Source organism: Neisseria sp. 27098_8_158, from assembly GCF_041433145.1.
Taxonomy (GTDB): domain Bacteria; phylum Pseudomonadota; class Gammaproteobacteria; order Burkholderiales; family Neisseriaceae; genus Neisseria; species Neisseria subflava_E.
In genome coordinates, this window is the sequence record NZ_JAPWAZ010000003.1 from 195,619 (window position 1) to 218,107 (window position 22,489).

Below are 22,489 nucleotides of genomic sequence, written 5' to 3' on the forward strand. Positions count from 1 at the left end.
ATAGACGGCGAATGCCTTTGTTTGCGGATAAAACCAAACGGCTTCCCATTAACGATAAGCAAAAGGCCGTCTGAAAAACAGGAGGATATGATGGACGAACTTTTTATTCAAACGCTGACGATTGCCGGCTCAGATTCCGGCGGCGGCGCGGGCATACAGGCGGATTTAAAGACATTTCAAATGCGCGGTGTGTTCGGCACCAGCGTACTGACAGCGGTTACCGCACAAAATACTTTGGGCGTATCAGCAGTGCATCCGATACCGACCGACATGATTGCCGCGCAAATTGCCGCAATTCAGGAGGATTTCCAAATCCGCGCCTATAAAATCGGCATGCTGGGTACGGCGGAAATCATCGAATGCGTGGCGGAACAAACCGCCGAATGCGACTTCGGCAAACGCGTGTTGGATCCGGTCATGATTGCCAAAGGCGGCGCACCGTTGTTGGAAAATTCAGCCGTCGAAGCCATGAAACGCCTGCTGCTGCCGCATACGGACGTATTGACCCCCAATCTGCCCGAAGCGCAGGCATTGACGGGTATCAATATTGAAAACCGCCAAGATGCGGAACGCGCCGCCAAAATTCTTCAGGATTGGGGCGTGAAAAATGTGGTAATTAAGGGCGGCCATCTTGCCGACAGCCAAAGCGAATATTGCACTGACTGGCTGTTTACGCCATATGAAATCATTGAGCTGAACAGCAAACGTTTCCCAACGCCGCATACGCATGGTACGGGCTGCACATTTTCTGCCTGCATCACAGCCGAGTTGGCAAAAGGGTTTAGCGTATCCGAGGCGGTTCAAACGGCAAAAAACTATATTGCTGCCGCCATTTCCCATCCTTTGGGTATCGGGGCAGGGCACGGGCCGGTCAACCATTGGGCGTATCGGGACGAATAATGCGTTCAGACCAATTGTAATTGATTGTATTTTTCAGACGGCCTGACTAGGTTTATCACTTGAAATTGTTTACAATATCGGATTAATGCTTTTACGGATAAAAAAGACACCATGCAAGTTACCTCAAAATGGATAGACGGAATGTGCTTCGTCGGTACAACGGCAAACGGACACAGCGTTGTGATGGAAGGCGCGGCGGCTGAAGGCGAAGTCAAACGCGGCCCCAGCCCGATGGAAATGCTGTTGTTGGGTGTAGCAGGCTGCTCCAGCATCGATGTAGTGATGATTGCCGAGAAACAACGCCAAAAAATCACCGACTGCCGTGCCGAAGTGACTGCCAAACGCGCCGACACCGCGCCGCGCGTGTTTACCGAAATCCATATCCATTTCAAAGTGTATGGTCGAGATTTGCAAGAAAGCGCGATTGAGCGCGCCGTACAGATGTCTGCCGAAAAATATTGCTCCGCATCGATTATGCTGGGCAAAGCGGCAAAAATGAGCCACAGCTTCGAGATCGTCGAAACAGAATAGGGCGATTTCAGGGTGGGAGTGTCGGAGCGTGAACCGGCTACCCACAAAAAAAGCAGATATATTCACGCATTAACATGAATATATCTGCTTGCTTTTTATTCCTTTTTCTCTCTCTCTATCAGCCTTTATAACTTGGCTTGTTGACCTCATTGTGCAAGTTTCGTTTAACATTGTCAACAATTTTTAATTATATTTTAAACACCCCCGAAAGCTGCAGGTTTGTAAACGCTTGTGCCTTAATACGGATACTGGGGAAACATTATGGATTACGAAAATAATACCAACGTTGCGCCTGCAACTTCATCGCTTATTTTGGAAGAGCGTCACGATTCGGAACTCTTCCGCGTGTACGCATTGATTTTGGACGGCATTACCGACCATCTGCTGCTGCCGGGCAAAAAACTGACCGAGTCCGAGCTTTGCCGACAAATGGTTTGCTCGCGCAATACCGTGCGTGGCGCATTATCGCTTTTGGCGCACGATAAAATCGTCGATTTGCAGCCCAATCGCGGCGCATTTGTCCATGTGCCGGACTTGAAAGAAATGAAAGACGTGTTCAACACGCGTATCGAAATGGAAAGCATGATTTTGAGCGTCCTTATCGATATGCCTGATTTGGAAACGCGTCTGAAACCGCTTTACGCCATGATTGAGCAAGAGGGTGCAGCCTCCGAAAGCGGCGACCGCGTGGGTTGGAACCGCCTGTCCAATGCCTTCCATGTCGAATTGGCGCGGCTGCTGGACAACGATGTCCTGTTTGAAATTATGAATACCTTGTGCGCGCGCTCTTCATTGATTGTGGCCGTTTCCGATCCGCTTCGCAAAGAAAAGCGCAACATCGATTCCAATTCGCACCATGAACACCGAGAAATCCTCGATTTGTTGCTGGCAGGCAAGCGCAACCGTGTGACCAAAGTCATGCGCCGTCATTTGGGCGCGTGTATGGAACGCTTGGAACAGAAACTTGAGATGTAATCGGTTTGATAATAAAAAGGCCGTCTGAAATATTCAGACGGCCATTGGTTTATCCCTACAAAACGAAACGCCATGAAACCCAAAATCCAAAGACACGAACATATCCTCAGCCTTGTCCGCGAACATAACTTTATGACGGTAGAAGAATTGGCGGCAAATTTGGATGTTACGCCGCAAACCATACGCCGCGATGTGCAGGAGTTGAGCGAGACCGGACAGCTCAAACGCTATCACGGCGGCGCATCTTTGGGCGACGTTTCAGTCGTAACGGCAGGGCAGGAGCGGCGCAACCATCAGCAGCAGGAAAAAAACGCCATTGCCCGTCTGATTGCTTCCACCATTCCCGACAATGCCTCGCTTTTTATCAGCATCGGCACCACCATGGAAGCCGTCGCTGCCGAGTTGGTCAGACAGCGTAAAAACCTGCGGATTATCACCAACAACATCTACGCCGCCTCAATTACCGCAGCGCGTACCGACTACACGGTCATCATCGCTTCCGGCGTGGTCCGCCCCTTGGACGGCGGTATTACCGGCGTGGCGACCGTCGATTTCATCAACCAATTCAAAGTCGACTATGCCATCATGAGTACCCACGGCATAGAAAACGACGGCTCGCTTTTGGATGACGATTACAAGGAAGTCAGCGTCATGCAGGCGATGGTGAACAATGCACGCGTGCGCTATCTTGGTGTCGATAACAGCAAATTCAACAGTAATGCCTTGGTCAGACTGGGCGATATCGGCGCATTCGATAAGTTGTTTACCGACCGCACACCATCCGCCGCCATGCAGAAAACCCTAAACGAACGCGGAGTGGCGTGGCAGGTTGCCGACCCTGTATCAAAGTAGCCAAGTCGGGTACAATTAAGCCATCATTCCATTCCTTTCAGACGGCCTGATTGAATGCCCAAGCCGTCTGAAAACAGAAAATCATCTTTCCATCAAAGAAATATTATGTTGAATAAAGACCAATTCGCGGACAACCACTTTATCCGCACCATTATCGATGAAGATCTCAAAAGCGGTAAACATACAGCCATCCAAACCCGTTTTCCGCCCGAGCCGAACGGCTACCTGCACATCGGCCACGCCAAATCCATCTGCCTGAACTTCGGTTTGGCTTATATTTACGACGGCTTGTGCAACCTGCGTTTTGATGACACCAACCCCGAAAAAGAAAACGACGAATACGTCAACGCCATCAAAGAAGACGTCGAGTGGCTCGGTTTTCATTGGGCGGGCGAGCCTCGTTTCGCTTCCAACTATTTCGACCAGCTGTATGACTACGCCGTCGGTTTAATCAAAGACGGCAAGGCATATGTCGATGATTTGACGCCCGAAGAAATGCGCGAATACCGCGGCACGCTGACTGAAGCGGGCAAAAACAGCCCTTATCGCGACCGCAGCGTCGAAGAAAACCTCGACCTATTCACGCGCATGAAAAACGGCGAATTCCCCGACGGCAGCAAAACCCTGCGCCTGAAAATCGACATGGCATCAGGCAACATCAATATGCGCGATCCGGTCATCTACCGCATCCGCCGCGCCCATCACCACAACACCGGCGACAAATGGTGCATCTACCCGATGTACGACTACACACATTGCATTTCCGATGCCATCGAAGGCATCACGCATTCCTTGTGTACGCTCGAATTTGAAGCACACCGTCCGTTGTACGACTGGGTGTTGGACAACATTCCCGCGCCGCATGCCACACGTCCGCGCCAATATGAGTTTTCCCGTTTGGAGCTTTTGTATTCCATCACATCCAAACGCAAGCTGAACCAACTGGTTTCAGACGGCCACGTTACCGGCTGGGACGACCCGCGTATGCCCACCATTTCCGGTATGCGCCGCCGCGGCTACACGCCCGAAGGCCTGCGCTTGTTTGCCAAACGCGCCGGTATTTCCAAATCTGAAAACGTGGTCGATATGAGCGTGTTGGAAGGCGCGATTCGCGAAGAGCTGGAAAACTCCGCACCGCGCCTGATGGCGGTTTTGAACCCGCTCAAAGTTACCCTGACCAACTTTGAAGCCGGTAAAACCCAAAGCCGCCGTGCCGCGTTCCATCCGAACCACGAAGAAATGGGCAATCGCGAAGTACCTGTTTCACAAACCATCTACATCGAAGCCGACGACTTTGCCGAAAATCCGCCCAAAGGCTTCAAACGCCTGATTCCCGGCGGCGAAGTGCGTTTGCGCCACGGCTATGTCATCAAGTGCGACGAAGTAGTAAAAGACGAGGCAGGCAATGTGGTTGAACTCAAATGCAGCATCGACCACGATACCTTGGGCAAAAATCCCGAAGGCCGCAAAGTCAAAGGCGTGATTCACTGGGTTTCCGCCGAACACGCAGCAGAAATCAAAGTCCGCCTCTACGACCGCCTCTTTACCGTCGAGCGTCCCGATGCCGTGCGCGGCGAAGACGGCGAATACCTGCCGTTTACCGATTTCCTCAACCCTGAATCCATCAAGGAAATCACCGCCTACGCCGAGCCTGTCGCAAAAGATTTGCCGGCGGAGAGCCGTTGGCAGTTCGAGCGTATCGGCTATTTTGTTACCGACCGCAAAGACCACAGCAAAGACACGCCGGTGTTTAACCGCACTGTGACACTGAAAGATTCTTGGCAGGCAAAATAATTGGTAAGAAGGCAGTCAGTATGCACTGGCTGCCTTTATTGTGTTTAAATTTTTGATTTTATAATAGGAATTTTATGGAAAACCAAATACCCACTTCACAGGAAGTTCGATATCACGAACCCAAACGCCTTCCTGCTTCTGCAGGCATCAAGTGGATTACCGACGCTTTCGGTATTTTCAAACTTCATCCGTGGAAATGGATGGGCGTATTATTGGCTTATATGATCGTAGGCTTTGTGGTTTCTATTATTGACTTACTAGGAATTAATGCGCTTTCTAGTTTAAAAGGTATTGTATTCAGCTGGGTGGGTTCATGCTTAGTAGGCGGAGCTATGTATGTTGCTAACAATATCAATAATGGAAAAGCATTTGATGTGAAAGATTTTTTTATTGTTTTTTTAGATAAAAAAATGAGTTTTTTCATTTTATTGTTACTTCAGGTGCTGTTCAGTATAGCTGTTAGTTTGCTTATCATTCCGCTATATTTTGCAGGTCATTGGGCAATGATGATAGGTGTTGTATTGATTGTTATTGTCCTTTTGTCTATATTTTTATTAACCCCCGCTTTGATTGTTTTAGATGGTCTGAAGCCATGGGAGGCTATTAAAGCTAATGTTAAAGCGGCTATGTGTAATATTCCTGCAATATTAGTTTATGTTGTAGGTGTGGCTCTCTATTCTTTTATGTGGGGCGTATTAGGCAGCATGTTAGGCCAGTGGATTATCATGATCATACTTTTACTATTCCTACCTGTCAGCGCAGTTTTACTGCTGGCTCCTTATATTGCTTACCGCAGTATTTACCCTAATGGTCGTATTGTAAAATCCTAAGTGGATAAAGGCCGTCTGAAACATTTTCAGACGGCCTTTGTCGATAAAAGGAATGAGATGGAACGTTATTCTGTACATTTGAAACTGCTGGGGATGGCGGTGCTGTGGGGCGCGTCTTGGCCGATGGGGCGGATGCTGGGGCAGTTGCTGCCACCGCTGACGGGCGGGGCGGTTCGGTTTGTACTGGCTTCGGTTTTGTTGTTGGGCTGGTTGTTTGCGCGCAGCAGGTTTGCAACTTTAGCAGCTTTATCGGCGCGGCAATGGCTGGGTTTGACGGTGGCCGCTTCCGTCGGGGTGTGCGGCTATGCGGTGTTTTTTATGCTGGGTTTGCAGACTATGCCGGCAGGCAAGGCGGCGGTGGTCGTGGCGGTGACCCCCGTGTTGACGCTGCTGTTGGCAACTTGGTTTTTCGGCGAGCGTTTAAATGCGAAGATTTTGGCGGGTATGCTGCTGGCGGTCGGCGGTGCCATTATGGTGGTAACGCAAGGGCAGCCGTTGACAGTGTTATCGGGCGGCACCAAGGCAGGAGAGTGGCTGATTTTCGGTTGCGTGGTCTGTTGGGCGGCTTATACCTTAATCGGTCGTGCGGTTTTGCGCGGGATAGATGCGCTGACGGTAACGACGGCAACGTCGTTCATTGGCGCGCTGATGTTGTCGGTGGTGGCGTTGTGGACGGACGGAATGCCGTTTGAGGCGATAGCGGCAATGGATGGGCGCGGCTGGACAGCCTTGGCGTGGCTAGTCATCGGCGCGACGGTATTGGCCTATGCGTGGTATTTCGAAGGCGTAAAGACTTTGGGCGCAGGCAGCGCGGCGGCGTATATTACGCTCGTGCCGATTTTCGGTGTGCTGTCTTCGGCGTGGTTTTTGGGCGAACCGCTGCATATTTCGCTGGTTGCGGGTTGCGCGGCGGCGGTCGGCGGCATGACGCTGATGCGGTACGGACAGAGGGCTGTCTGAAGTTGGGTAAATACTCGGATTTTTGGCGATAGGGTTGCGATTGCCAAGCTGTTGCCGGCCATAATCTTATTGCAGGGTAAGATTATGGTCTCGGCTCAGTGTTCAATTTAAAAATTTGACACCCTGCCTCCAACTGCCTAAAATTCAACTTTCTCAAAAATCTACCGTATCCTGCGGCACGATTTCATACTTTCAGACGGCCTTCGTGCCATCTCTCTGATACCATTCAAAATATATCAATACTATGCACGTTTCAGAACTCCAAACCCTCCACATTTCCAAACTCTTGGAAATGGCAGAAGAACATGGCATTGAAAACGCCAACCGTTTCCGCAAACAAGACCTCGTTTTTGCCATCGTCCGCCAGATGATGAAGCAGAATGTCAGCTTCACCTGTTCCGGTACACTCGAAATCCTGCCCGACGGCTTCGGTTTCTTGCGCAGCGCAGATACTTCTTACCTTGCCGGCCCTGACGATATTTATGTTTCGCCCACGCAAATCCGCCGCTTCAATCTGCACACCGGCGACACCATCGAAGGCAGCGTGCGCGTGCCTAAAGACAACGAGCGCTATTTCGCGCTTGTCCGCCTCGATACCATCAACGGCGATCAGCCCGAAGTCTGCAAACACAAAATCCTCTTTGAAAACCTCACGCCTTTATTCCCAACCGAACAATTCAAACTTGAGCGCGACATCAAAGCCGAAGAGAATCTGACCGGCCGCGCTATCGACTTGGTTTCCCCAATCGGTAAAGGCCAACGTGCATTGTTGGTGGCGCCGCCTAAAACCGGTAAAACCGTGATGTTGCAAAACATTGCCCACGCTATTACCGCCAATTATCCCGATGTCGAGCTGATTGTCCTGTTGATTGACGAACGTCCGGAAGAGGTTACCGAGATGAGCCGTTCTGTACGCGGCGAAGTCGTTTCCTCTACGTTTGACGAACCTGCGCAACGCCATGTACAAGTGGCTGAGATGGTGATTGAAAAAGCCAAACGCATGGTCGAACACAAAAAAGACGTGGTCATCCTGCTGGATTCGATTACCCGTTTGGCGCGCGCCTACAATACCGTCGTGCCGACTTCGGGCAAAATTCTGACCGGCGGTGTAGATGCCAACGCTTTGCACCGTCCGAAACGCTTCTTCGGCGCAGCGCGTAATGTGGAAGAGGGCGGTTCGCTTACCATTATTGCGACAGCGCTTGTTGAAACCGGCAGCCGCATGGACGACGTGATTTACGAAGAGTTCAAAGGCACGGGCAATATGGAATTGCACCTTGACCGCCGCATGGCAGAAAAACGCCTGTTCCCGGCCATCAGCATCAACAAATCCGGTACGCGCCGCGAAGAATTGCTGGTGCCGAACGATCAGTTGCAACGTATGTGGCTCTTGCGTAAATTCCTGCATCCTATGGACGAAATCGAAGCGACCGAGTTTTTGGTGGGTAAACTCAAAGACTCCAAAAACAATGACGATTTCTTTGAATTGATGCGCGGTAAATAAGCATAAGGCCGTCTGAATATGTTTCAGATGGCCTTTACTTTGCTTGAGGAACCTTTATGAACATCCGAATGAATTGGCAAAACTTATTATCCACCCAACGCTTCCGCACTAAAAACGGCGAAATCGTGCCGACCGTTACCCCTTCGACTCAGGAAGGTGCCGATGCTTTGCGTACGGATTTTCACATCGACTACGACCGGGTTGTTTTTTCCGGAGCCTTCCGCCGCCTTGGTCGAAAAACGCAGGTGCATCCGCTGGCGCAGCACGACTTGACGCACAACCGCCTGACGCACAGCGTTGAAGTTGCCAGCGTGGGCAGGAGCTTGGGTAATCGTGTGGGCGTAATGTTGCACAACGGCGGTTTTCTACCGCAGGGCAATACGCCCAGCGATATTGGTGCCGTGGTGCAGGTTGCCTGTTTGGCGCATGATTTGGGCAATCCGCCGTTTGGCCATACTGGCGAAGATGCTTTGCGTGATTGGTTCAGACGGCCTGAGCATCAAATTTATCTGAACACATTGAACGAAGCGGAGCGCAACGACATTCAAACCTATGAAGGCAATGCGCATAGCCTGCGTATCGTCGCCAGTCTTGAAATGTATCCCGAGGCGGGCGGAATGCGCCTGACTGCAGCAGCCATCGGCGCATTGCTGAAGTATCCATGGACAACGCAACATCCAAACGGCAGAAAGAAATTCAATATTTATCAAACAGAGTTGCCGTTTATCCGTCAAGTTGCCGACGAATTGGGGCTGGTTTCCGCAGGAGTAGACAGCTGGGCGCGCCATCCTTTGTCTTATTTGATGGAGGCTGCCGACGATATTTGTTACGCCTTGCTGGACTTGGAAGATGCCGTCGAATTGGATTTGCTCACGGATACGGAAGTGGAGAGTATCTTGTCCGAGCTGACCTTTGCTGAAAGCGCATGGCACGCCAGCTCCAGTCGTCAGCGTTGCGCCATGTTGCGCGGCATTGCGATCGGCAAGGCGATTGATGATGTTGCGCAAACCTTTATGCTGCATCAGTCCGATTTGTTGGACGGAACATTCAAAGGCAAAGACTTGCTTGCTTTGTGTAGCCCGCAAGTGCAAAACACTTTGGCAAAAGCGAAAGAATTGGCGCAAACACGGATTTTCCGCCATCACACCAAGCTCTTGACCGAGATCGCCACGTTCCCATGTTTAGGCTCCATCTTGGATTTACTCGTCCCTGCCGCTTATGCCCTGATTGCTGAAAAACAGTTGGCAACACGTCAGTCTTTGGCGTTGGAATTATTGAAAAAGCACAATCCGATTCTTCCTGAAGACAGTCTGTATCAGGCCTATATGAAGATTTTGGATTTTGTCGGCGGCATGACCGATAACTCCGCCGCCAAAATGGCGCAGGATTTGTCAGGAGTAGGGATTTTACGTTAATTTTATATTGTTTAATTTCAATCATTTAATTAAAAATATAAAAAATATCTGCGAAAAGAGTAGACAGGTTTCAGTAAAGCCTATATTATTCGGTCTTCTTGATTCACAACGCACTTGCGAAGTGATGAGGATGCACCCGTAGCTCAGTTGGATAGAGTATCTGGCTACGAACCAGAGGGTCGGGCGTTCGAATCGCTCCGGGTGCGCCACAAGATTTATCTGCGCCCATCGTCTAGCGGTTAGGACATCGCCCTTTCACGGCGGTAACCGGGGTTCGATTCCCCGTGGGCGTGCCAGTTTTCAAAAAAACGCAATCTGTTTCAGATTGCGTTTTTTTATTACATTTACTGTTTGTGTTCTAAGGCCGTCTGAAACTCACGGCAACTCAAGAGGCAGAAGTGTGTAAAATAAATCGCCCAGACTTTTTGTTGTCTATATGCGCTTTTCAATCTCATTTTACCATTGCCAAACCCCGATTTATTGACAACAGTATTCATCTTAAAAATTCCCAAACCTGAATTTACATGATTTCATATTTATAATTTATTGATTTTAGAAGATAAAAATATACATTCAAACTTTTCTTAAAAAATGCCGTCTGAGATAAAGACAAGACGGAATATCTCTGTTAATGTGTAAATGTCAGCCGGCCTTTGCTGGTTTTTTATTGAAACCATTTGGGAGTCAATTATGAATATGAATGTTAAATTAATCGTTCCTGCCGTTTTGGCGGCTGTTGCCCTGACTGCATGTAGCAGCGGTTCTAAAGCTAAACCTGAAGCTAAAGCTGCGCCTACTGCGCAACAACAAACCCAAGCTCAGGCTCAACAAGCTCAAGCTCCAGTGCCTAATACTTTGAAAGTAGACTCTATCGACGGTACTAAAGAAGTTCACTACAAATGCGGTAAAGACGGCAGAGAGCCTCTGAGCGTAATGTACGGCTTCAAAGGCAACGAAGTTGTTGCTGCACAAGTAAAATACAAAGGTCAACTAACTGAAAACCTGTTCCGTATCACTGACAGCAGCAAAGATGTAAACGCATTCTGGGGCGGTAATGTTGCTTGGGTTGCTGAAGCTGCCACTGCAGCCAACGTAGACAAAGTTGACGGCAACATGCTGACTATCCGCGGTACTACCGAAGTAAACGGCAAACAAGAAGTGGTTGATCAAATCGTTACCCGCTTCTGCGCATTGGACAAAGGCGCGAAAGCTGTCGCTAAACCTGCTGCTAAAAAAGCGAAAAAATAATCTTTTACCAACAGCTTTAAACGCTGGGTAAAATAAAACAGGCCGTCTGAAAATTTTTCAGACGGCCTGTTCGTTTGAGTGGTTTAACCTAAGAACCAGAATTTCAGTGCCCACAACACGGCGACAATCCATACCATAGGCGGTACGTCTTGGGTGCGGTTGCACAAGAGTTTGATGAGTGCGTAGCTGATAAAGCCAAACGCGATACCGTCGGCAATCGAGTAGGTAAACGGCATGAAGACGATGGTCAGGAATGCCGGTGCGGCTTCGGTCATGTCGTCCCAATCGATTTCACGCGCGCTGCGCAACATTTGCGCGCCAACATAGAGCAGGGCGGGTGCGGTAGCGAATGCAGGAATGCTTTGAACCAGCGGGGAGAAAATCAGACAGGCCAGCATCAGTACGCCGACGGTAACGGCAGTCAGGCCGGTACGGCCGCCGGCAGAAACGCCTGCCGCGCTTTCAACGTAAGGGGTGGTAGAAGAAGTACCCAAGGCGGCGCCTGCGATAATGGCGGTAGAGTCGGCAAGCAGGGCGCGTTTCAAACGTGGCAGTTTGCCGTCTTGCAACAGGCCTGCGCGGTGGGAAACGCCGACCAATGTGCCGGTAGAGTCAAACAGGTCAACCAGGAAGAATACAAAAATCACGCTGACCATGCTGACGGTGAACAAGCCTTTGAAGTCCATCTGCATGAATGTTGGCGCAATGCTCGGAATTTCGCCGACCACGCCTTTGAACTCGCTCAAGCCCAAGACGGTGGAGACGGCGGTCAGCGTCAGAATGGTAATGATGATGGAGCCTTTAACGCGGAAGTGGCCAAGTGCAACCACCATGACAAAGCCTGCCATCGCCAGCAGGGCGGTAGGCTGGTGGATGTCGCCCAAGCCGACCAATGTGGCAGGATTGGCCACAATCACGCCTGCGCCTTTGAGCGCAATCAATGCCAAGAAAAGGCCGATACCTGCGGCAATCGACATTTTCAAGCCCATAGGCAGGGCATTGACCAGCATTTCACGCACTTTAAAGAAGCTGAACAGGATAAAAATGATGCCGGAGATGAAAACGGCACCCAAAGCCACACGCCAGTCTACGCCCATGCCTTTGACGACGGCAAAGGTAAAGTAGGCGTTCAAACCCATGCCCGGAGCGAGGGCAATCGGGTAGTTGCCGACAAAGCCCATCACGAAACAGCCGATGGCGGAGGCGATACAGGTGGCCACAAATACTGCGCCCATATCCATACCGGTTTCGCCCAAAATCAGGGGATTGACGATGATGATATAGCACATGGCGAGGAAGGTTGTCACACCGGCCATAATTTCCGTGCGGACGTTGGTCTGATTGGCGTTGAGGTTGAATAATCTTTCCAAAACGCTTTGATTTGAAGAACTCATTCGAGATATTCCTTTGGGAAAGCCGTTCAAGGACGGAATCAGCGGATTTAACTGCCGGAAGCTCGGATTTTTGCCTTAACTTCTCAACAGATAAGGGAATTTTCGGGCGGTATTATACTGAAAAGCCTTTTGTTCGGGTAATAAAAATACATGAATCAGATAATGCCGGGCTGAACCAAGATAAAGGCCGTCTGAACAGTTTCAGACGGCCTTTGTTTGTGTGTGCTTATACCGGTTTGCCTTTCAGGGAGAAGGTGTAGGCTTCGGTGATTTCCAAATCGATCATTTGGTTGATCATGTCGGGTGTGCCGGTAAAGTTGACCACGCGGTTGTTGGCGGTACGGGCTTGCAGTTGGTCAGGGTCTTTTTTGGAGATACCTTCAACCAAGCAGCGTTGAACCGTTCCGATCATGGTTTGGTTGATGCGCGCGGTTTCGGCTTCGATGACTTCGTTCAAAGCTTCGAGGCGGCGCACTTTTTCTTCGTGCGGCGTGTCGTCGTGCAGGTTGGCGGCAGGCGTACCCGGACGCGGACTGTAAATAAAGACGAAGCTTAAGTCGAAGGCGATGTCTTTGACCAGTTTCAAGGTTTGCTCGAACTCACGCTCGGTCTCGCCCGGGAAGCCGACGATAAAGTCGGAGCTGAGGCACAAATCAGGACGGATGGCACGCAGTTTGCGGATGATGGATTTGTATTCCAAGGCGGTGTAGCCGCGTTTCATCGCACTCAATACGCGGTCGGAACCGCTTTGAATCGGCAGGTGCAGGTGGGAAACCAGCTTCGGCAGGTCGCGGTAGCACTCGATAATCGCGTCGGTAAATTCGCGCGGATGGCTGGTGGTAAAGCGCAGGCGTTCGATGCCGGGGATTTCATGGACGATGCGCAACAAAGTGGCAAAGTCGCAGATTTCGCCGTTTTCCATTTCGCCTCGATAGGCATTGACATTTTGGCCTAAGAGGTTGATTTCTTTAACGCCTTGTTGTGCCAAACCGGCAATCTCGGTCAATACGTCGTTGAGCGGTCGGGAGAATTCTTCGCCGCGGGTATAAGGGACGACGCAGTAAGAGCAATATTTGGAACAGCCTTCCATGATGGAAATGAACGCCGAACCGCCTTCTACGCGTGCAGGCGGCAGGTGGTCGAATTTCTCGATTTCGGGGAAGGAAATATCGATTTGCGAGAGACCAGTGGTTTCTTTATCGACGATGAGTTTGGGCAGGCGGTGCAGCGTTTGCGGGCCGAAAACCACGTCCACATACGGAGCGCGTTTGACGATGTTTTCACCTTCTTGAGAGGCAACGCAGCCGGCAACACCGATGATGAGGTCGGGATTTTTTTCTTTGAGCGGGCGTACACGGCCTAAGTCGGAGAAGACTTTCTCTTGCGCTTTTTCACGCACGGAGCAGGTGTTGAACAAGATGATGTCGGCGTCGTCAGGTTGGGTAACCTGCTCGATGCCGCCGTGTTCTTCGGCGAGGACGGACAGCATTTTTTCGCTGTCGTACTCGTTCATTTGGCACCCGAAGGTGCGGATAAATACTTTTTTCATGGTTTGTTTTGATTGACTTGCTTGTTGTAAAAGGGTTCAGACGGCCTGTGAAATACTCGGGCCGTCTGAAAAATTATTCTTCCGCCTTTTTCTGCTTTTTGGCGTGTTCGATGAACCTGTCGGCTTCGGCGTCGGTCAAAATCCAGATTTCGCGGACGAGGCGGCTTTCTTCGTTGTATTTGAACGCGACGGCTTTGCCGGTTTGATTCAGCAGGCGGCCCATGGGGATGAAACGGTCGTTTTCATCGTGGATTTTGGTGAAGCGGGTGATTTGCAGTTTGGCCGCATTGCCGTCCACAATGCCCAAGGTCAGCAGGCGCGTCCAAGAAAAACCGCCTTTGCTGACTTTCAGATAAGGCAAATCGACAGTCTTTAAAATGGCCACGTCCATATCGTCAGGCAGGCTGCGTTGTGCATGGACGAGGGCGGATGCCAAAAGGGCGAGGCTGAGTATGAATCCGCGTAACATGATGCTTTTCTTTTATTGTTTCAATAGGTCGCGGATTATAGCACAAGCAGGAAAAATGTGGATAGAGTGTTTGTTTTTAAAGAATAATTTTGATTTTGCGCCCGATTCTTATTTTGAAGCTTGGGCCGTCTGAAAAGGATTTGGTGTTAAAATGGCTCCGATTTGATTTTCAGACGACCTCTTACGAAAGAATTGACCATGAACCGTAATGAAAGCTTGTTCAACCGCGCCAAAGCCATTATTCCCGGCGGCGTAAACTCTCCTGTGCGCGCATTCGGCAGCGTCGGCGGCGTACCGCGCTTTATCAAAAAGGCAGAAGGCGCGTATGTTTGGGACGAAAACGGCACGCGTTATACCGACTATGTCGGCTCTTGGGGCCCTGCGATTGTCGGCCACGCCCATCCTGAAGTCATTGAAGCCGTGCGCGAAGCAGCATTGGGCGGTTTGTCGTTTGGTGCGCCGACTGAAGGCGAAATTGTCATTGCCGAAGAAATCGCCAAAATCATGCCGTCAGTCGAGCAGCTGCGCCTTGTCAGCTCCGGTACGGAAGCAACGATGACCGCTATCCGTCTGGCACGCGGTTTTACCGGCCGCGACAAAATCATCAAGTTTGAAGGCTGCTACCACGGCCATTCCGACAGCCTGTTGGTGAAAGCAGGTAGCGGCCTGTTGACGTTTGGCAATCCTTCTTCTGCCGGCGTGCCTGCCGACTTTACCAAACATACTTTGGTACTCGAATACAACAATATCGCCCAACTGGAAGAAGCCTTTGCCCAAAGCGGCAATGACATTGCCTGTGTGATTTTGGAGCCTTTTGTCGGCAATATGAATCTGGTTAGGCCGTCTGAAGCCTTTGTCAAAGCCTTGCGCGAATTGACTGAAAAACACGGTGCCGTGTTGATTTACGACGAAGTGATGACCGGTTTCCGCGTGGCGCTGGGCGGTGCGCAATCTTTGCACGGCATCAAGCCTGATTTGACCACCATGGGCAAAGTGATCGGCGGCGGTATGCCTTTGGCAGCGTTTGGCGGCCGTAAAGACATTATGGAATGTATTTCCCCATTGGGCGGCGTGTATCAGGCAGGCACATTGTCCGGTAATCCGATTGCGGTTGCGGCCGGTTTGAAAACGCTGGAAATCATTCAGCGCGAAGGCTTCTATGGAAACCTGACTGCCCTGACCCAACGCCTCGCCAACGGTATTGCCGATGCGGCTAAAGCACATGGCGTTGAATTTACGGCGGACAGCGTGGGCGGTATGTTTGGTTTGTATTTTGCCAGCCATACGCCGCAAAACTATGCCGACATGGCGCGTTCCAATATCGACGGTTTCAAACATTTCTTCCACGGTATGCTCGACCGCAATGTCGCATTCGGCCCGTCTGCTTACGAAGCCGGGTTTGTTTCCGCCGCGCATACGCCTGAGCTGATTGACGAAACCATTGCTGTGGCACACGAAGTGTTCAAAGAAATGGCAAAATAAAAGCTGAAGCTGTAATGTGAAATGAAAAAAGGCCGTCTGAAAAATATTCAGACGGCCTTTCGCTATTTTAAATAAATGCTTGATTATGCTTCTTCAGCTTTGCTGCGGATAATCAGCAGAGGCAGGTGGCTTTGACGCATTACGGTTTCGGCGAAGCTGCCCATCAGCAGGTGCATCAGGCCGGTGCGGCCGTGTGTGCCGAGTACCAACAGGTCTGCGCCGTTGTTGTCGGCGTAGTCAACCAAGTCTTGCGCCATTTCGCGCGCGCCTTTGTTGGCAACCAACAGGTGTTTCACGATGTTTTCAACGCCGCTTTCACGCGCTGTTTTTTCTGCGAAATCCAAAACTTCGTTGCCTTGGGCCACTGCGGCGGCTTCGTAGCTTTCGTGTTGCAGGAATTCAGGAGCCAAAGCCATGTATTCGGCAGGGTTGGCAACGTGAACCAAAGTCAGTTGGGCTTTGTTGAGGCTTGCCAGTTCGGCGGCGTGTTTCAATGCATTGAGGGAGGTCTCGCTACCGTCAACGGCTACAACCAGATGTTTGTACATATTTATTCTCCTTTTGCGCCGAGTAGCGGCACTTTCGTTTAATATGAAATCAGAACTTGTCTGAATGTGAAACGATTATAAACTCTTTCGGGCGGGTACAACAGCCCATCTGCTTTCAAGTATAATGTCAGTCCGATTCGCCTGTGGCGTTTTTCATTAATTTATTGATATATCACAAGGTTACTTATGCAGGACGCCGCTTTTCTTTCTTCGCGCCGCTTTGGCGGCATTGCCAGACTTTACGGAGACGAAGCGCTGGTGCGCTTTTCGCGTGCGCATGTGTGCGTGGTCGGCGTCGGTGGCGTCGGCTCGTGGGCGGTGGAGGCGTTGGCGAGGAGCGGTATCGGTCGTTTAACGCTGATTGATTTGGACAACGTTGCCGAGTCCAATGTCAACCGCCAGTTGCACGCTTTGACCGATGATTTCGGTAAGGCAAAAGTTACCGCTTTGCGCGAACGCATTGCCCAAATCAATCCGCAATGCGAAGTGACGGAAATCGAAGATTTTGTGACCGAAGACAATCTGGACGAGCTTTTCAGACGGCCTTTTGATTTTGTCATCGACGCCATTGATCAAATCCGTGTCAAAGCGGCGATGGCGGCATATTTCGTGCAACATAAACAACCGTTTATTATCAGCGGCGGCGCGGGCGGACAGAAAAATCCGGCTTTGATCCAAACCGCCGATTTGAGCCGCGTTACCCACGACCCGCTGCTTTCCAATTTGCGCTATACCTTGCGCAAACGCTACGGCTTCAGCCGCGATACCAAAGAAAAAATGCGCGTGCCTTGCGTTTATTCAACCGAGAATATTACGCCGCCGCAATCCGGCGAAGCATGTTCGACCGATGCCGCGCCACAAGGTTTGTCCTGCGCGGGCTACGGTGCGAGTATGCTGGTGACGGCTTCGTTTGGATTGTATTGTGCGCAGGCGGCGGTGGAGCATATCGCGGGGCGGAAGTGAGGGGTAGGAAATGGGTAAGAACCGATTTTTTAAAGCCTACTTTATCGCCAGCCTGATTTATGCGGTATGGTTCGGTGTGTTGATGTATGCCGTCGATCCGATGTTTCTCGATGTGATGGAATGCAATACGTTACCCAGCGATTATTTGTGTGTGCAAAGCGGTTATAACCGCCCATTCACCACTTTTCTTTATCCGTTTCTGTCCATCGTGATCTTCAGCCTTTTGCACGCCGGTATCATGAAATGGCGCAAACGCCGTTCGGTTAAAATGATTTGGTTTTTGGTCGGCTGCGAAAGTTTGCTGCTGTTGGCTTTGATGGTGGCGATGCTTGCGAGGGATGGTTTTGTGTTGTCCCGAGATATCGGCTCGGTACTGACGGGTACGGTTTTCGCCAGCCTGCCGCTGTTGGGTATGGCCTTGGCTCAGACATTTGCCGTCGCCATTGTTTCTTTGCAAATCAATCGTAAAAAACGCTGATTTTTATATTAAAAACGGGTCGTCCTTGTTTCAGATGGCCTGTTGTTGATGAAACTTCTTACTAAACTTAAAAAGAAAAAGACCCTTTAACCATGTCTTCAGAACACCTTATTTCTTCTACTGCCGCAACGCCGTCTGAACATACCGTTGCGTGGGTGTTCGGTCAGCCTGTTACCGATGTGCCGCAGGATTTGTTTATTCCGCCTGATGCGTTGAAGGTGGTATTGAGCAGCTTCCAAGGGCCGTTGGATTTGCTGCTGTACCTTATCCGCAAGCAAAATATCGATGTCCTCGATATTCCGATGGTGAAGATTACCGAGCAGTATCTGCACTATATTGCCCAAATGGAAGCGTATCAGTTTGATTTGGCGGCAGAATACCTGCTGATGGCGGCGATGTTGATTGAAATTAAATCGCGCCTGCTGTTGCCGCGTCCTGAAGAGGTAGAGGATGAAGAGGCGGATCCACGTGCCGAGCTGGTGCGCCGTCTGTTGGCTTACGAACAAATGAAACTGGCGGCTCAGGGCTTGGACGCATTGCCGCGTGCCGGACGTGATTTCGCTTGGGCGTATTTGCCGCTGGAAATTGCGGTCGAAGCGAAGTTGCCGGAAGTGTACGTTGCCGATTTGACGCAGGCTTGGTTGGGTATTTTGTCGCGTGCCAAGCATACGCGCAGTCATGAAGTGGTGCGGGAAACCATTTCCGTGCGCGCGCAGATGACGGCGATTTTGCGTCATTTGAACGAAAGCGGTATCAGCAAGTTCAGCGATTTGTTTAAGCCGGAGCAGGGCGCGACATATGTGGTGGTCAATTTTATTGCATTGCTGGAATTGGCCAAAGAAGGCTTGGTGCGTATCGTACAGCCGGAAAATTATGGCGAAATCGAAATCAGCCTGAAAGACGGTTTGGAAACAAATGAAGCCGAAATGTTTTCAGACGGCCTTGAAATCGATGAAACCGATAACGGGTATTTGGAAAAAGAGAACTAAAATGAATTCGACGACAAGTCGCAGTAAGGCTTCTTTATGGGCGGTGGGCTTGATGCTGTTTGCGCTGTTTTTCGGCGCGGGTAACTTAATTTACCCGGCTTATTTGGGGCAGCAGGCCGGCGAAAACTGGCTTTCGGCAATGTTCGGCTTTTTGTTAACCGGGGCGGGGTTGCCATTGCTGGGCGTGATTGCCGTCGGCTATTCCGGCTCGCGCGATGTGGAAGCGCTGGCTTCCCGTGTTGCGCCTTGGTACGGCGTGACTTTTGCCGCTGCGCTTTATCTGGCAATCGGTCCCTTGTTTGCCATGCCGCGTACAGCGACAGTGTCTTTTGAAACCGCGATTTCCCCTTTCATTGATGAATCTTGGAAAAACATCGCATTGGCCGTATTCAGCCTGGTGTTTTTCGGCATGACTTATTGGCTGTCGATTTCTCCGGGTAAGCTGGTTGACCGTATCGGTAAAATCCTTACGCCCGTTTTGTTGCTGGCAATTGCAATATTGGTCGGCTATGCCGCTATTAACCCGATGGGTATGCCGCAGGCGGCGCAAGGCGATTTTGCTACTCATCCGTTGGTTAAAGGTATTTTGGAAGGCTACGGCACCATGGACGCGCTGGCTTCGCTGGTGTTTGCCATTATCGTCATCGATGCCGTTCGCGCCATGGGCGTGGATAACCGCGCGGACTTGCTGAAGACCACGACGATTTCCGGTGTGTTGGCGGCTTCTTGTTTGGCAGTGGTTTACCTGTTTATCGGCTATATGGGCGCGACAGGTGTGGCCGGTATCGGCTTGCAGGAAAACGGCGCGTCGGTTTTGTCTAAAACCGCACAGCACTATTTCGGTACGGCCGGTATTGTGTTGCTTGGCGTCATGGTGCTGCTTGCCTGTCTGAGTACGGCGGTTGGCTTAATTACTTCATGCGCCGAATATTTCAACCGTCTTTGCCCGGGTATTTCTTATAAAGTCTTTGTAATACTGAATACGGTGGTGTCTATCCTGTTGGCCAATAAAGGCCTGTCAGCGATTTTGCATTTTTCCATCCCAATGCTGATGCTGTTGTATCCGCTGACCATCGTCATCATTCTGCTGGCTTTGACGGATAAACTGTTCGGCGGCGGCCGTATTGTCTATTTCTGCACCATGATGGCGGCCCTTATGGTCGGTTTGCTCGATGCCTATAAAGCTGCGTTTGGATTGGATGCCGATACCGCTGCCGCCATCGAGCGCGCATTGCCGTTTTATAATATCGGTTTAGGGTGGGTTGTTCCTTCTTTAGCCTGTTTTATACTCGGCTGCATTTTGAATGCGGCGTTGAAGAAAAAAGCATGATGATAAATAGGCCGTCTGAAATGTTCAGACGGCCTATTTATTTCGCCGACCAAGCAAACGACAGATGATTTTTTTGAAGAAATCCGTTATAATTGAAAAGTTAAGGCTTTGCGAGATACCGTTTCGCAGATGCAACATATTGAGAAGATTTATTTCCACAAATCCCGTTTTTTCAGTAAACGACTTGAACTGAAGGCGGATTTCGTGGTATAAATCGCGTTTTACTATTTTAGAAGTTTGGAGACTAACCATGGCACGAGTTTGCAAAGTGACCGGTAAGCGCCCGATGTCTGGCAATAACGTATCACACGCCAACAACAAAACCAAACGTCGTTTTTTGCCTAACTTGCAATCACGTCGTTTCTGGGTAGAAAGTGAAAACCGCTGGGTTCGCCTGCGCGTTTCTAACGCTGCATTGCGCACCATCGATAAAGTAGGCATTGATGTCGTATTGGCTGATTTGCGTGCTCGCGGCGAAGCTTAATTTAAACACCATTAATTAAGGATTACTGCAATGCGCGATAAAATCAAACTGGAGTCCAGCGCTGGTACTGGTCACTTCTACACAACTACTAAAAACAAACGTACTATGCCTGGCAAACTGGAAATCAAAAAATTTGACCCAGTAGCCCGTAAACACGTTATTTACAAAGAAACTAAATTGAAATAATCCGGTTTCTTCCAAGAAAAGCTCCTGTTTTGCAGGAGCTTTTCTTTTTATTTTCTGATTGGTTTTTGGGGGCTTGTTTCAAATGTGTATGCAAGATATTTTTGGATTGCTTTGGAATAGACAAAATACAAAGAGCGTGTATCCATTGGGATTACGCTCTTTTATTTTTCAGACGGCCTGATGGGGGATAAACAGCCTTGAGTTATGAATAAACATTCAACAAAGACTTAATGATCGACCTTGATGCCTTGATTGTCGGAATGTTGTTTTTTATCCAGCTCTTTTTGCAAGGTATCGCATGGTGTGTCGCAATCGCACATTTTCTTCATACCGAGAGAGGAAATGCCGCCGCAGCTGCCTTTGATGGTGCGTTTGGAGAAAATATAGCCGACTGCCATGCCGAGGATGACAATGATAAAGATGCCGAAAGTCAGAAGGAGGGTTTTCATGTGTGTATTCCTGAAGGTTAGTTTAATAATTTTTTGAATGCGCTGGACATTTTAGTATGGTAGCCGCCTTGCGGGGTTCGGATGATAAGGAAAACGGCGAGATTTTCTTGCTCGGCAAGTTTAAGCGCTTCGGTTTCTCCGAGAACGAACAATCCGGTGGAAAGGCCGTCTGCAAGTGTGGCGTTTTCTGCTACTACGCTGATGGAAGCAAGGTTGTGGCTGATGGGTTGTTTGGTTTTAGGGTTGATGATATGGGAAAGGCGACGGCCTGACTTATCGACATGGAAAATGCGGTAGTCGCCGGACGTGGCCAGTGATTTATTGTCCAATGGAATGGTAATTTGAGTGGCGCCGCCTTGAACGATATTGGGTTGCTCGATGCCGATACGCCAAGGATTGCCTTGCGCATTGCGGCCTTTGCCATGCAACTCGCCGCCGATTTCAACCAAATAATTGCCGATATTGAGTTTTTCAAGTTCGGCGGCGGTTTTATCTACACCAAAGCCTTTGGCGATGGAGGATAGGTCTAAATAAACTTCGGGATGGGTTTTGGCAAGTGTGGGATGCTGTCCATCTTGGGAAAGTTTGAGTTTGTCCGTACCGACCATTTCTGAAGCATGTTGGATTTCTTGTGCAGTCGGTTCGTGCGTGATTTCTTTTTGCGGGCCGAATCCCCAAAGGTTGACCAAAGGGCCGACGGTTACGTCCAGTGCGCCGTGCGTTAGTTTGTTTAAACGCAAGGCTTCGCCGGTCACATAGGCAAAGTCTTGGGAAATGGGCATGGCCTGATTGACGGTACGCAGCTGGTTGAATTGGCTGATTTCGGAATCGGTCTGGTAGGTAGACATTTGCCGGTTGACTTCTTTAAGCGCGTCATCAATGCGTTTTTGTATTTCGGCAGGGGAGGGGAGTTTGTCTTGGCCGTCTGAAAGGTATTTGACGGTATAGGTCGTGCCCATGGTCTCGCCTTGCAGGGTGATGGTTTGTTGTTGTTTTTCAGGTTGACAGGCAGAGAGTGTGAATGCGGAAAAGATGGCAACGGTGCAACCGATTATCGGACGGTAAAACGAATTGGAAAGAAACGGCATAAGGGATTTGCGGATTATTTTTTGAAGCCTTTATTGTATCGTAAAAGAAAGGTTCAGGCCGTCTGAAAGTA

23 protein-coding genes and 2 tRNA genes are annotated in these 22,489 nt (G+C 50.0%); 19 read left to right on the forward strand and 6 right to left on the reverse strand.

Translation table 11 applies throughout. The features are described 5' to 3' along the window. Positions 1-90: 90 nt before the first annotated feature. From thiD to O3681_RS09290, 12 genes are all read left to right on the forward strand, one after another. A complete protein-coding gene (gene thiD / locus O3681_RS09235) occupies positions 91-900 on the forward strand; it encodes a bifunctional hydroxymethylpyrimidine kinase/phosphomethylpyrimidine kinase (RefSeq protein WP_371459880.1) in 810 nt (269 codons plus the stop codon). Between the two features lie 111 nt (positions 901-1,011). Next, entirely contained in the window at positions 1,012-1,431 is a 420-nt protein-coding gene (locus O3681_RS09240) for an OsmC family protein (RefSeq protein WP_003679886.1), read from the forward strand. 261 nt (positions 1,432-1,692) lie between these two features. Next, positions 1,693-2,406 (forward strand): GntR family transcriptional regulator, encoded by a 714-nt coding sequence (locus tag O3681_RS09245; RefSeq protein ID WP_070587508.1) that lies wholly within the window; start codon positions 1,693-1,695, stop codon positions 2,404-2,406. Positions 2,407-2,478: 72 nt separating this feature from the next. Further along, positions 2,479-3,258, forward strand: coding sequence for a DeoR/GlpR family DNA-binding transcription regulator (locus tag O3681_RS09250; protein WP_371459811.1), 780 nt, complete (start codon positions 2,479-2,481; stop codon positions 3,256-3,258). A gap of 105 nt (positions 3,259-3,363) precedes the next feature. Further along, complete coding sequence (locus O3681_RS09255; protein WP_107724079.1) at positions 3,364-5,052, forward strand: glutamine--tRNA ligase/YqeY domain fusion protein; 1,689 nt, start codon at positions 3,364-3,366, stop codon at positions 5,050-5,052. Positions 5,053-5,126: 74 nt separating this feature from the next. Beyond that, the gene (locus O3681_RS09260) at positions 5,127-5,882 is read left to right on the forward strand and encodes a BPSS1780 family membrane protein (protein ID WP_070460349.1); all 756 of its coding nucleotides are present in this window, start codon (positions 5,127-5,129) and stop codon (positions 5,880-5,882) included. Positions 5,883-5,939: 57 nt separating this feature from the next. Beyond that, positions 5,940-6,842, forward strand: a complete 903-nt coding sequence (locus tag O3681_RS09265) for a DMT family transporter (protein ID WP_371459812.1) — start codon at positions 5,940-5,942, stop codon at positions 6,840-6,842. A gap of 244 nt (positions 6,843-7,086) precedes the next feature. After that, complete coding sequence (gene rho, locus O3681_RS09270) at positions 7,087-8,346, forward strand: transcription termination factor Rho (protein ID WP_003680905.1); 1,260 nt, start codon at positions 7,087-7,089, stop codon at positions 8,344-8,346. 56 nt (positions 8,347-8,402) lie between these two features. Continuing rightward, positions 8,403-9,761, forward strand: a complete 1,359-nt coding sequence (locus O3681_RS09275; RefSeq protein WP_371459813.1) for a deoxyguanosinetriphosphate triphosphohydrolase — start codon at positions 8,403-8,405, stop codon at positions 9,759-9,761. A 132-nt stretch (positions 9,762-9,893) separates the two neighbouring features. Then, positions 9,894-9,970 (forward strand) — tRNA-Arg (locus O3681_RS09280). Between the two features lie 12 nt (positions 9,971-9,982). Continuing rightward, a tRNA-Glu gene (locus tag O3681_RS09285) sits at positions 9,983-10,057 on the forward strand. 394 nt (positions 10,058-10,451) lie between these two features. After that, positions 10,452-11,009: a hypothetical protein gene (locus tag O3681_RS09290; RefSeq protein ID WP_371459814.1), complete on the forward strand. Its 558-nt coding sequence runs from the start codon at positions 10,452-10,454 to the stop codon at positions 11,007-11,009. Between the two features lie 83 nt (positions 11,010-11,092). Here O3681_RS09290 and O3681_RS09295 read toward each other — a convergent pair whose 3' ends face one another. The 3 genes from O3681_RS09295 to O3681_RS09305 all read right to left on the reverse strand — a co-directional run bounded on the left by O3681_RS09295 (position 11,093) and on the right by O3681_RS09305 (position 14,421). Continuing rightward, the gene (locus tag O3681_RS09295) at positions 11,093-12,403 is read right to left on the reverse strand and encodes an NCS2 family permease (protein ID WP_371459815.1); all 1,311 of its coding nucleotides are present in this window, start codon (positions 12,401-12,403) and stop codon (positions 11,093-11,095) included. A gap of 226 nt (positions 12,404-12,629) precedes the next feature. Beyond that, positions 12,630-13,952 carry a tRNA (N6-isopentenyl adenosine(37)-C2)-methylthiotransferase MiaB gene (gene miaB / locus O3681_RS09300; protein ID WP_003684389.1) on the reverse strand — a complete coding sequence of 441 codons (1,323 nt, stop codon included), beginning with the start codon at positions 13,950-13,952 and terminating at the stop codon, positions 12,630-12,632. Positions 13,953-14,025: 73 nt separating this feature from the next. After that, positions 14,026-14,421 (reverse strand): hypothetical protein, encoded by a 396-nt coding sequence (locus O3681_RS09305; RefSeq protein WP_107724081.1) that lies wholly within the window; start codon positions 14,419-14,421, stop codon positions 14,026-14,028. Positions 14,422-14,619: 198 nt separating this feature from the next. Here O3681_RS09305 and hemL point away from each other — a divergent pair, with 198 nt between their 5' ends. Beyond that, positions 14,620-15,903 (forward strand): glutamate-1-semialdehyde 2,1-aminomutase, encoded by a 1,284-nt coding sequence (hemL, locus tag O3681_RS09310; RefSeq protein ID WP_107724082.1) that lies wholly within the window; start codon positions 14,620-14,622, stop codon positions 15,901-15,903. An 83-nt stretch (positions 15,904-15,986) separates the two neighbouring features. On the opposite strand, the gene O3681_RS09315 is transcribed toward hemL, so the two are convergent. Continuing rightward, on the reverse strand, positions 15,987-16,451 hold the full coding sequence (locus tag O3681_RS09315; protein WP_003680896.1) for a universal stress protein: 465 nt from the start codon (positions 16,449-16,451) through the stop codon (positions 15,987-15,989). Between the two features lie 186 nt (positions 16,452-16,637). On the opposite strand from O3681_RS09315, the gene O3681_RS09320 reads away from it, so the two are divergent. The 6 genes from O3681_RS09320 (at position 16,638) to rpmG (ending at position 20,881) form a co-directional block, all read left to right on the forward strand. Then, positions 16,638-17,414, forward strand: a complete 777-nt coding sequence (locus tag O3681_RS09320; protein ID WP_315092936.1) for a tRNA threonylcarbamoyladenosine dehydratase — start codon at positions 16,638-16,640, stop codon at positions 17,412-17,414. Positions 17,415-17,424: 10 nt separating this feature from the next. After that, positions 17,425-17,892 (forward strand): hypothetical protein, encoded by a 468-nt coding sequence (locus tag O3681_RS09325; RefSeq protein ID WP_371459816.1) that lies wholly within the window; start codon positions 17,425-17,427, stop codon positions 17,890-17,892. A 92-nt stretch (positions 17,893-17,984) separates the two neighbouring features. Further along, a complete protein-coding gene (locus O3681_RS09330) occupies positions 17,985-18,881 on the forward strand; it encodes a ScpA family protein (protein WP_371459817.1) in 897 nt (298 codons plus the stop codon). A gap of 1 nt (position 18,882) precedes the next feature. Further along, positions 18,883-20,211, forward strand: a complete 1,329-nt coding sequence (gene brnQ, locus O3681_RS09335) for a branched-chain amino acid transport system II carrier protein (RefSeq protein WP_371459818.1) — start codon at positions 18,883-18,885, stop codon at positions 20,209-20,211. Between the two features lie 250 nt (positions 20,212-20,461). Next, the gene (gene rpmB / locus O3681_RS09340) at positions 20,462-20,695 is read left to right on the forward strand and encodes a 50S ribosomal protein L28 (protein ID WP_002216391.1); all 234 of its coding nucleotides are present in this window, start codon (positions 20,462-20,464) and stop codon (positions 20,693-20,695) included. A 30-nt stretch (positions 20,696-20,725) separates the two neighbouring features. Further along, positions 20,726-20,881, forward strand: a complete 156-nt coding sequence (rpmG, locus tag O3681_RS09345; protein ID WP_003684373.1) for a 50S ribosomal protein L33 — start codon at positions 20,726-20,728, stop codon at positions 20,879-20,881. 227 nt (positions 20,882-21,108) lie between these two features. Here rpmG and nqrM read toward each other — a convergent pair whose 3' ends face one another. Both nqrM and O3681_RS09355 read right to left on the reverse strand, forming a co-directional pair. Further along, complete coding sequence (nqrM, locus tag O3681_RS09350; protein WP_003680888.1) at positions 21,109-21,330, reverse strand: (Na+)-NQR maturation NqrM; 222 nt, start codon at positions 21,328-21,330, stop codon at positions 21,109-21,111. Positions 21,331-21,347: 17 nt separating this feature from the next. Then, positions 21,348-22,418 (reverse strand): FAD:protein FMN transferase, encoded by a 1,071-nt coding sequence (locus tag O3681_RS09355; RefSeq protein WP_003748810.1) that lies wholly within the window; start codon positions 22,416-22,418, stop codon positions 21,348-21,350. Positions 22,419-22,489 lie beyond the last annotated feature (71 nt).